The organism is Flavobacterium cupreum, assembly GCF_003996965.1.
Taxonomy (GTDB): Bacteria; Bacteroidota; Bacteroidia; order Flavobacteriales; family Flavobacteriaceae; genus Flavobacterium; species Flavobacterium cupreum.
Window position 1 is genome coordinate 1 of record NZ_QWDM01000069.1, and the last position, 489, is coordinate 489.

At 59.5% G+C, this 489-nt stretch carries 1 protein-coding gene; it reads left to right on the forward strand.

Annotated features, from left to right (window positions below):
• Window positions 1-35: 35 nt before the first annotated feature.
• A partial coding sequence (locus tag D0817_RS26695; RefSeq protein ID WP_127341003.1) for a DUF1016 N-terminal domain-containing protein occupies window positions 36-489 on the forward strand: 454 nt, incomplete at its 3' end.

The window sequence follows — 489 nt, forward strand, 5'->3', positions numbered from 1 at the left end:
TATAAGTAACGGGTGCAGCCGACTCCTGACGTTACGTGCAGGCATCTTCTAAAAATGACACTGGCTACGGCGAGCAGCTCGTCGCTTCGCTGGCGCGGCAATTGGAAGTCGAACACGGGCGCGGATTCGGCGCTAAGAACCTGCGCCACATGCTGCGTTTTGACGAGGTGTTCGAGGCCGAGGAGATTGTCTACGCGCTGAGTAGACAATTGAGCTGGACCCATTTGCGCAGCCTGATTTATATCGACGATCCCCTCAAGCGGGAGTTCTACCTGGAGATGTGCCGCAGCGAGGGCTGGAGCACCCGCACCTTGCAGGGTCGGCTCGACTCCATGCTGATCGAGCGCACGGCGCTCTCACGCAAGCCGGACGAGCTGCTGACGAGCGAACTGGCGACCTTGCGCGACCAAGGGGGACTAGGCCCGAACCTCGTGCTGAAGGATCCCTATGTGCTGGATTTCCTCGGGTTGCGCGATCGCTACCTTGAAA